Source organism: Pseudomonas sp. 32_A, from assembly GCF_017490905.1.
Lineage (GTDB): Bacteria > Pseudomonadota > Gammaproteobacteria > Pseudomonadales > Pseudomonadaceae > Aquipseudomonas > Aquipseudomonas inefficax.
Window position 1 is genome coordinate 20061 of sequence record NZ_JAFGYI010000057.1, and the last position, 9300, is coordinate 29360.

General features: G+C 66.2%; 8 protein-coding genes. 2 read left to right on the forward strand and 6 right to left on the reverse strand.

Going from position 1 to position 9300, the window contains the following annotated elements; genetic code table 11:
- Positions 1–109: 109 nt before the first annotated feature.
- The 5 genes from J5M58_RS24020 to glcD form a co-directional block, all read right to left on the reverse strand.
- A complete protein-coding gene (locus J5M58_RS24020) occupies positions 110–2281 on the reverse strand; it encodes a malate synthase G (RefSeq protein ID WP_207879867.1) in 2172 nt (723 codons plus the stop codon).
- Positions 2282–2488: 207 nt separating this feature from the next.
- A complete protein-coding gene (locus tag J5M58_RS24025; RefSeq protein ID WP_112252704.1) occupies positions 2489–2887 on the reverse strand; it encodes a heme-binding protein in 399 nt (132 codons plus the stop codon).
- Complete coding sequence (glcF, locus tag J5M58_RS24030) at positions 2880–4115, reverse strand: glycolate oxidase subunit GlcF (protein ID WP_207879869.1); 1236 nt, start codon at positions 4113–4115, stop codon at positions 2880–2882. Before glcF ends, J5M58_RS24025 begins: the two co-directional genes overlap by 8 nt.
- A 9-nt stretch (positions 4116–4124) precedes the next feature.
- Positions 4125–5177 carry a glycolate oxidase subunit GlcE gene (gene glcE / locus J5M58_RS24035; RefSeq protein WP_207879871.1) on the reverse strand — a complete coding sequence of 351 codons (1053 nt, stop codon included), beginning with the start codon at positions 5175–5177 and terminating at the stop codon, positions 4125–4127.
- On the reverse strand, positions 5177–6676 hold the full coding sequence (glcD, locus tag J5M58_RS24040) for a glycolate oxidase subunit GlcD (RefSeq protein WP_112252701.1): 1500 nt from the start codon (positions 6674–6676) through the stop codon (positions 5177–5179). Before glcD ends, glcE begins: the two co-directional genes overlap by 1 nt.
- Positions 6677–6871: 195 nt before the next feature.
- Here glcD and glcC point away from each other — a divergent pair, with 195 nt between their 5' ends.
- Positions 6872–7636 carry a transcriptional regulator GlcC gene (glcC, locus tag J5M58_RS24045; RefSeq protein WP_112252700.1) on the forward strand — a complete coding sequence of 255 codons (765 nt, stop codon included), beginning with the start codon at positions 6872–6874 and terminating at the stop codon, positions 7634–7636.
- Between the two features lie 128 nt (positions 7637–7764).
- On the opposite strand, the gene J5M58_RS24050 is transcribed toward glcC, so the two are convergent.
- Positions 7765–8082: a DUF2388 domain-containing protein gene (locus J5M58_RS24050; RefSeq protein WP_003260922.1), complete on the reverse strand. Its 318-nt coding sequence runs from the start codon at positions 8080–8082 to the stop codon at positions 7765–7767.
- A 226-nt stretch (positions 8083–8308) separates the two neighbouring features.
- On the opposite strand from J5M58_RS24050, the gene J5M58_RS24055 reads away from it, so the two are divergent.
- The gene (locus J5M58_RS24055) at positions 8309–8935 is read left to right on the forward strand and encodes a glutathione S-transferase family protein (protein WP_112252699.1); all 627 of its coding nucleotides are present in this window, start codon (positions 8309–8311) and stop codon (positions 8933–8935) included.
- Positions 8936–9300: the final 365 nt, after the last annotated feature.

The window sequence follows — 9300 nt, forward strand, 5'->3', positions numbered from 1 at the left end:
ATCGCCGGCAAGCCGGCTCCCACAGGTATCACACCAGGCCTGAGGCCTGTGCAGTACGAATGGGATCTGGCTTGCCGGCGATCGGGCCGCATAGCGGCCCCTGTCGGCATCAGCGGCCGACTTCCTGCTTGAAGCGCAAACGCCAGCCATGCAGCAACGGTTCGGTGTAGCCACTGGGCTGCTGACGCCCCTTGAACACCAGCTCCCGCGCCGCGCGGAAAGCATGCGATGCCTCGAAACCGGCGGCCATCGGCCGGTACGCCGGGTCCCCGACATTCTGCTGGTCGACCACGCGGGCCATGCGCTGCAAGGTCGCCTCGACCTGGTCGGCATCGACCACACCGTGGTGCAGCCAGTTGGCAATGTGCTGCGCCGAAATCCGCAGGGTCGCGCGGTCTTCCATCAGGCCCACGTCATGGATATCCGGCACCTTGGAACAGCCGACCCCTTGCTCGACCCAGCGCACCACGTAACCGAGGATACCCTGGCAGTTGTTGTCCAGTTCGGCCTGGATGTCGGCTGCGCTCCAGGCCCGCTCGGGGCTGACCGGGACACTGAGCAGGCCATGCAGCAACTCGGCGCGCTGGGCATTCAGGTCTATCTGTTCCAGCGTTTGCTGCACGGCCGCCACATCCACCTGGTGGTAGTGCAGCGCATGCAGCGTCGCGGCGGTGGGCGAGGGCACCCAGGCCGTGTTGGCACCGGCCCTGGGCTGGGCGATTTTCTGTTCGAGCATGGCCGCCATCAGGTCGGGCATGGCCCACATGCCCTTGCCGATCTGCGCCCTGCCGCGCAGGCCACAGGCCAGCCCCACCAGTACGTTGCTGCGCTCGTAGGCCTGGATCCAGGCACTGCCTTTCATGTCGCCCTTGCGCAGCATGGCACCGGCTTGCATGGCTGTGTGCATCTCGTCGCCGGTGCGGTCGAGGAAGCCGGTGTTGATGAACACCACCCGTGACGCGGCGCTGGCGATGCAGGCCTTGAGGTTGACGCTGGTACGCCGTTCCTCGTCCATGATGCCCATCTTCAGCGTGTGTGCGGGCAGGCCCAACAGGGCTTCGACGCGGCCGAACAGCTGGTCGGCAAAGGCCACCTCGGCCGGCCCGTGCATCTTCGGCTTGACGATGTACAGGCTGCCCTCGCGGGAGTTGCCACGGCGCTTGAGGTCATGCAGGCCGATCAGGCTGGTGACCACAGCATCGAGGATGCCTTCCGGGATTTCCCGGCCATCGCGGTCGTGGATGGCCGGGTTGGTCATCAGGTGGCCGACGTTGCGGATGAACAGCAGCGAGCGGCCTGGCAGGGTCAGTGGTTGGCCGTCTGCGCCGTGGTAGTGACGGTCTTCGGCCAGGGTGCGGTCGAAGGTTTTGCCGCCCTTGCTGACCTGTTCGCTGAGGTTGCCTTTCATCAGGCCGAGCCAGTTGCGGTAGACGTTGACCTTGTCGTCGGCATCCACGGCGGCTACCGAGTCTTCGCAGTCGATGATGGTGGTGAGCGCAGCCTCCAGCAGGATGTCCTTGACCCCGGCCGGGTCCTGCTGGCCGATGGCGTTGGCCGGGTCGACCTGGATTTCGAAATGCAGCTGGTGATGCTGCAGCAGGATTGCTGTTGGCGTGTTCGGCTCACCCTGGTAACCACGCAGTTGCGCGGGGTGCCTGAGCCCTGCCTGGCGGCCGTCGGCCAGGGTTACCTGCAGCGTGCCCTGGTTGATCGCGTAGGCCTTGGCATCGTTGTGCGACGCACCGTCGAGCGGGGCAGCGGTGTCGAGAAACTGCCGGCCATACGCGATCACCCTGGCGCCGCGTCGCGGGTTGTAGCCCTGGCCACGTTCGGCGCCATCGGTCTCGGCGATGGCATCGGTGCCGTACAGGGCGTCGTACAGCGAGCCCCAGCGGGCGTTGGCGGCGTTGAGGGCGTAACGGGCATTGCTCAGTGGCACCACCAGTTGCGGGCCGGCCTGCACGGCGATCTCGCGGTCGACGTTGCGGGTGCTGACCTGCACGCTGGCCGGGGGCTCTACCAGGTAGCCGATGTGTTGCAGGAACTGCTGGTACGCGGCCATGTCACGGATCGGGCCGGGGTGCTGGCGGTGCCAGTTGTCCAGCTCCGCCTGCAGGCGCTCGCGTTCGGCGAGCAGGGCGCGGTTCTGCGGCGCGAGGTCGTGGACCAGGGCGCTGAAGCCTTGCCAGAAGGTGCGGGCTTCGATGCCGGTGCCGGGGAGGACTTCGTCTTCGATGAAGCGTTGCAGGGTGGGGGCGATCTGGAGTGGATGGTTTGGCATTGTCTGTTCGCTCGATGTTCAGTCTTCTGGATAACTGTTGCTTTTGCCGGCCTCTTCGCGGGTGAACCCGCTCCCACAGGGCTTCCACAGGGCCTGAGACCCGCGCAGTACTGTGGGACCACCTGCTCCCACAGGGCTTTCACAAAGCCCGAGGCCTGTGCAGCACCTGTGGGAGCGGGTTTACCCGCGAAGAGGCCGGTGCAGGATTCAGAGCGCAGCCGCCCCGGCCTTGGCCACCTGGGCATCCTGCTCGGACTTGACCCCGGACACGCCGATCGCCCCCACCACCTGCCCATCCACCCGCAGTGGCACGCCACCTTCAAGGCTGGTCAGCAGCGGCGCGGTGACGAAAGCGGTACGGCCACCATTGACCATTTCCTCGTAATCCCGCGTCTCCTTGCGCCCCAGCGCGGCGGTGCGGGCCTTTTCCATCGCGATGTAGGCACTGGCCGGCGCGCAGCCGTCCAGGCGCTCCAGGGCCAGCGGGTGGCCGCCGTCGTCGACCACGGCGATGGTCACGTTCCATTGTTGCGCCTGGGCTTGCTGGCGGGCGGCGGTCAGCACGCGGGCGACTTCGGCCTGGCCGATAACGGGCTTGCTATGCATGGTGGTTCTCCGGGTTCAAGGCTGCTTCGACGATTTCGATCCAGTGCCGCACCGGTGTGCGCCCGGCCCCGTCGAGGTGGGCCTGGCAGCCGATGTTGGCGGTGGCGATGACTTGCGGTTTGCCGCTTTCCAGGGCGTTGAGGCGGTTGTCGCGCAGTTGTAGCGACAGCTCAGGCTGGGTCAGCGAATAGGTGCCGGCCGAGCCGCAGCACAGGTGGCCGTCCGGCACCGGGGTCAAGGTAAAGCCCAGGCGTGTCAGCAACGCCTCCACCGCACCCCCCAGCTTCAGCGCGTGCTGCAGGGTGCATGGGCAATGGAAGGCCAGGCGCTGTTCGGCGCACAGGCCCAGTTGCTCGACCGGCTCGTCGCGCAGCACCTCCACCAGGTCGCGGGACAGGGCGCTGACCCGTGCGGCCTTGGCGGCGTAGCGCGGGTCCTTTTCCAGCAGATGGCCGTAGTCACGCACGAACGCGCCGCAGCCGCTGGCGGTTTGCACGATGGCCTCGGCGCCGGCTTCGATGGCAGGCCACCAGGCATCGATATTGCGCCGCGCCCGTTGCAGGCCTTGCTCCTGGGCATTGAGGTGGTAATCCACCGCGCCACAGCAGCCGGCCTGCTGAACCGGCACCACGCTGATGCCCAGGCGGTCCAGCAGGCGTGCGGCGGCGGCATTGGTGTTGGGCGACAGGGCCGGTTGCACGCAGCCTTCCAGCATCAACACCCGACGCGCATGGCGCGGTGCGGGGCGTTGGCCGGGGGCGGTGACCCGCGCCGGCAGCTTGCGCTTGAGCGTGGCCGGCAACAGCGGGCGCAGGGCCTGGCCGCTTCGGGTCAGGACCTTGAACAGCGCGGGGCGTGGCACCACTGCTCGCAGGCCCTGGCGCAGCAGGCGCTGGCCGAGCGGCCGTGGCACCTGCTGTTCGACAAAGCCACGGCCGATGTCCAGCAGGTCATGGTACTTCACCCCGGAAGGGCAGGTGGTTTCACAGTTGCGGCAGGTCAGGCAGCGATCCAGGTGCAACTGGGTGCTGGCGGTGATCGGCGCGCCTTCGAGCATCTGCTTGATCAGGTAGATGCGTCCGCGTGGGCCGTCCAGTTCATCGCCCAGCAGCTGGTAGGTGGGGCATGTGGCAGTGCAGAAACCACAGTGCACGCAGGAGCGCAGGATGCTTTCGGCCTCGTCGGCGCGGGCCAGTTGCCGGGCGGTTTCGCTCAGGTTGGTTTGCATGGTCTGGCCTCACAGGTCCGGGTACAGGCGGCCAGGGTTGAATACCCCCTGGGGGTCGAGTTGCTGCTTGAGCGCACGGTGGTAGCGCATCAGCAAAGCGCAAAGCGGTGGGCTGCTGGCAGCGCCAGGGGCATGGCAGGTGGCGTGGCCACCGACCCTGGCGACCCGCTCGCGAATGTCCTGCGCCGGTGCCGTGGACTTCAGCCAGCGCTGCGCGCCACCCCAGTCGATCAGCTGCTGGCCGGGCAGGTCCAGCTCGCCGGTGGTGTTGGGCACAGACAAGCGCCACAGCGGCGCGGGGCCGGCAAAGAACGCCAGGCGCTGCTCGCGCAGGTCGCTCCAGAAGCGGCTGTCCAGCGCTTCGCCACCCAGGCGCTGGCGTGCCGACTGCACCGAGCCTTCGCCGCCTTCCAGGCGCAGGTACAGCGCATCGCCGTCATGGCAGGCCGCGCTGATCGGCAGCGGCTGCTGGCCCCATTCGGCCAGCTCCGCCAACGCCTGGTGGCGGCCCATCGGCAGGCGCAGGCTGAGACACTGGCGCGGGCGTGGCAGCACTTTCAGCGATACCTCGGTCAGCAACCCGAGGCAGCCGAAGCTGCCAGCCATCAGCCGCGACACGTCATAGCCGGCAACGTTCTTCATCACTTCGCCACCAAAGCGCAACAGTTTGCCGTGGCCGGTGATCACCCGCGTGCCCAGCACATAGTCGCGCACCGACCCGGCCCACGGCCGCCTTGGGCCCGACAGCCCCGCCGCGACCATGCCACCCAGCGTAGCGTCGGGGCCCAGGTGCGGTGGTTCGCAGGGCAGCATCTGGCCAGCTTCGTGCAGCGCCGCCTCGATCTCGCGCAGCGGCGTACCGGCGCGGGCAGTCAGCACCAGTTCGGTCGGGTCGTAGCTGACGATGCCACGGTGGCTGCGGGTGTCGAGCACCTCGCCGGCCACCGGGCAGCCGAGCATGGCCTTGCTGTTGCCGCCCTGGATACGCAGTGGCGTGGCCTGGTTCAGCGCCTGGTTTACCTGCTCCAGCAGGGCCTGGCTGATGTCGCGGTCCATGCTCATCAGAAACGCTCCAGTTCGGGGAAGGGCAATTGCCCATGGTGCACGTGCATGGCGCCGAATTCGGCGCAGCGGTGCAGGGTAGGGATGTTCTTGCCGGGGTTGAGCAGGCCCTGTGGGTCGAAGGCGGCCTTCACCGCATGAAACAGGGTGATTTCGTCGCTGTTGAACTGTGCGCACATCTGGTTGATCTTCTCGCGCCCCACGCCGTGCTCGCCGGTGATGCTGCCGCCCACGGCCACGCACAGTTCGAGGATCTTGCCGCCGATGGCTTCGGCACGTTCCAGCTCGCCTGGCAGGTTGGCATCGAACAGGATCAGCGGGTGCATGTTGCCGTCGCCGGCATGGAACACGTTGGCCACGCGCAGGCCGTATTCGTCGGACAGTTCGCTGATGCCCTTGAGCACCCGCGGCAGTTCGCGGCGCGGGATGGTGCCGTCCATGCAGTAGTAGTCTGGCGAGATGCGCCCCACCGCAGGGAAGGCGTTCTTGCGCCCAGCCCAGAAGCGCACGCGCTCGGCCTCGTCGCAGGCCAGCCGCACATCACGCGCACCGGCCTGGCCCAGCACGGCGGCGACCCGTTCGCAGTCGTCGTGTACATCGGCCTCGACGCCATCCAGCTCGCACAGCAGGATGGCCGCCGCGTCCACCGGGTAGCCGGCATGGATGAAGTCCTCGGCGGCGCGGATCGCCAGGTTGTCCATCATCTCCAGGCCGCCGGGGATGATCCCGGCAGCGATGATTTCGGCCACTGCCCGGCCGGCGTCCTCGACGCTGTCGAAGCTGGCCAGCAGCACCCGCGCCACCTGGGGCTTGGGCAGCAGCTTGACGGTGACTTCGGTGACGATGCCGAGCATGCCTTCGGAGCCGGTGAACAGTGCCAGCAGGTCGAAACCGGGGCTGTCCAAGGCATCGCTGCCGAGGGTCAGGCGTTCGCCCTCGACCGTGAGGATTTCCACCTTGAGCAGGTTGTGCACGGTCAGGCCGTACTTCAGGCAGTGCACGCCGCCGGCGTTCTCGGCGACATTGCCGCCGATGGAGCAGGCAATCTGCGAGGACGGGTCCGGCGCGTAGTACAGGCCGTGGGGCGCGGCCGCCTGGGAGATGGCCAGGTTGCGCACGCCGGGCTGCACACGGGCGAAGCGGCCTTGCGGGTTGACCTCGAGAATGCGATTGAAGCGCGCCATCACCAGCAGGATACCTTTGGCCAGTGGCAGGGCGCCGCCCGACAGGCCGGTACCGGCGCCGCGTGCCACCACCGGCACGCCACGCTGGTGGCAGAGCCTGAGCAGCGTCTGCACCTGCTCCAGGCGCTCGGGCAGCACCACCAGCAGCGGCACCGTGCGGTAGGCCGAGAGGCCGTCGCACTCATAAGGCTTGAGGTCTTCCTCGCGGTGCAGGATCTCGAGGTCCGGCAGGTCAGCGCGCAGCGCTTGCAGCAGGGCGCCCCGGTCCACATCGGGCAGCGCGCCATCGACACGTTCGTCGTACAGGATATTCATCGGCTCACTCGGCAACGGTATTTGTTGTTGTTGGCAAAGCGCTCACCCCTGCAGCCTGCGCGTGGTCGCGACCGGGGTCGAGTGGGGGGTTGACTGGTCCTACCAGTTTTTGCGGCGGGCACTGGTTATTGACGCCTTTGCCCGGCTAGATTGAGGCAGGTGGTTTAGGTGGTCCTACCAGCAGGAGGGTGCGAAGTGGGTACTGAAGGGAAGGCCAAGGTCGCCGATCAGGTGGCCGAACGGGTCGAGCGGCTGATCGTCGACGGCGTGCTCAAGGTGGGCCAGGCCCTGCCGTCGGAGCGACGCCTGGTGGAAAAGCTGGGCTGCTCGCGCTCGGCGCTGCGTGAGGGCCTGCGTATCCTGCGTGGGCGCGGCATCATCGACACCGAGCAGGGGCGGGGCTCGTTCGTGGCCGACCTGACGGGCCAGGCGGGCGCCACGCCGTTGATGCACCTGTTCAGCTCGCAGCCGCGCACGCTGTTCGACCTGCTGGAAGTGCGGGCGTTACTGGAGGCCGAATCGGCGCGTCTGGCGGCGTTGCGGGCCACCGAGGTCGACCGTTTGCTGATTCGTCGGCGCTATGAGGAAATGCTGGCTGCGCACGAAGCCCCTGAATTGGCAGATGCCCGTGAACATGCCCGTCGCGACCATGCCTTTCACCGGGCCATCAGCGAGGCGTCGCACAACCCGGTCCTGGTGCATACCTTGCAATCGCTCAGTGACCTGACCTTGAGCACAGTGTTCGCCTCGGTCAACAACCTCTACTGCCGGCCGGCGCAGAAGCGCCAGATCGACCGCCAGCATGCGCGGTTGTATCAGGCGGTGATGGAGCAGCTGCCCGAGCAGGCGCAGCGCGCGGCGCGCGAACATATCAACGGGATCCGCGACAGTTTGCGGGAGATAGAGCAGGAAGAGCAGCGGCTGGTAAGGGCTACCATGCGCATGGATGGCTGGGGTTGAGGTTTTATCTGTGCCGGCCCTTTCGCGGGTAAACCCGCTCCCACAGGAACCGCACCGACTTCAAGCCCGGTGCGGTCCCCTGTGGGAGCGGGTTTACCCGCGAAGAGGCCGGTGCAGGCTTACCTCAATCAATGATCGGCTATGCGGTCATCCTGCGAGAGGAGGGCCCGGGCCAGCTCTTCATCATTGGCCTGCAGGCCAGGGTTGTCCTTGCGGGCTTGTTCCAGCGCCGACTCCACATAGGCGCCACGGATTGCACCACCGCTGGCGACGTAGGCCGAAAGCTCGTCACGCGCCGGGATGATCCGTTTGTCGTCCTTGAAGGTCGAGTAGAGCGAGGCGGAAACACCGGCCGAGGTTGCGACGTCGCCTGCGTCGACGTCAGCCAGGGCAGCACCGGCAGGCAGCAGGAGCAGCAGCGCAGGGGCGAGGAGTAGGTGGCGCATGTTGTGTTCTCCAGTAGCGTGAAACGCAAGTAATTGGAACCACTCAGTGTTTAAGAAAGCGCAGATGGGGTGGTAGTTCCCTTGTTCACGCTGGAGATTGCCGGGGCTGTTTTGCAGCCATCGTCGGCAAGCAAGCTCCCACAGGGACCATTGACCCTGGCGAGCCAGGCGTGATCTGCTCGGGCTGATGGCCCAATCATTCAATGGACACTGAAGGTTCTCACTCATGCCCGACTACAAACTGCATTGTTTCGCCGAATCCGGTAACGCCTACAAAGCTGCCCTGATGCTTGAGCTCACTGGTCAGGACTGGCAGCCGGTGTTCGTCGACTTCTTCAATGGCCAGACACGCGAACAAGCCTGGCGCGACGAAGTGAACGAGCAGGGCGAGGTGCCGGTGCTGGAACACGCCGGCAAATCTTTCACCCAGTCTGCGCTGATCCTCGATTACCTTGCGGAAAAAACCGGGCAGTTCGGCCCCCGCGACGAAGACGAAAAGCGCGAGATCTGGCGCTGGATGCTGTTCGACAACCACAAGTTCACCAGTTACTACGCGGCGCTGCGCTTTCTTTTCTGCCTGAAGAAAACCGGTGAAACGGATGTGACCCGGTTCCTGCGTGAACGTGCCGTGGCGGCCTACCGTATTGTCGACGCGCACCTGGCGAAGACGCCGTTCATGGTCGGTGGCCGGCTGACTATCGCTGACCTGTCGTTGGCCGGGTATGTGTTCATGCCTGAGGACACTGGCATTGCGTTGGCGCAGTTCAGCCACATCGAGGCCTGGAAGGCGCGAATCCAGGCGTTGCCAGGGTGGAAGCACCCGTATGAGCTGATGCCCCGCGCGGCATCCTGAGCAGTCCGGCTCGCCAGGCCATGGTGCAGTGGCTTTTGGCGGGCCAGCCATTCTGATGACCGGTCGGTGACAAGCGCAGCGGCGTGGCTACGCTAAAAAATCAGGAAACATCCTGAAATATTTGGCCGGCAAGGCCCTGAAGGATCTCGTTCACCGCTGCAGATGGAAGGCCGCACTGGCTAGCAGGTCGCCCCATGGGGGGCCGCAAATCACAGGGTGCGTAGTGCAACCCGGTGTTACTCCAAGCGGAGGATCATGATGCTCAGGAAATGCTTGTTGGCTTTGGCTATCGGTGCAGTGTTGTCGGCTTCGGCCGTGTTGGTGCCTGACTCCATTGGCGTTACCTCCAGCGCGTATGCGAAGGA

Bases quoted from the DNA above. Each gene is read 5' to 3' on its own strand.
- J5M58_RS24050 (WP_003260922.1), bottom strand. From the start codon at position 8,082: ATGCGCCACCTACTCCTCGCCCCTGCGCTGCTGCTCCTGCTGCCTGCC.
- glcD (WP_112252701.1), bottom strand. From the start codon at position 6,676: ATGAATATCCTGTACGACGAACGTGTCGATGGCGCGCTGCCCGATGTG.
- J5M58_RS24025 (WP_112252704.1), bottom strand. From the start codon at position 2,887: ATGCATAGCAAGCCCGTTATCGGCCAGGCCGAAGTCGCCCGCGTGCTG.
- J5M58_RS24055 (WP_112252699.1), top strand. From the start codon at position 8,309: ATGCCCGACTACAAACTGCATTGTTTCGCCGAATCCGGTAACGCCTAC.
- J5M58_RS24020 (WP_207879867.1), bottom strand. From the start codon at position 2,281: ATGCCAAACCATCCACTCCAGATCGCCCCCACCCTGCAACGCTTCATC.
- glcE (WP_207879871.1), bottom strand. From the start codon at position 5,177: ATGAGCATGGACCGCGACATCAGCCAGGCCCTGCTGGAGCAGGTAAAC.
- glcF (WP_207879869.1), bottom strand. From the start codon at position 4,115: ATGCAAACCAACCTGAGCGAAACCGCCCGGCAACTGGCCCGCGCCGAC.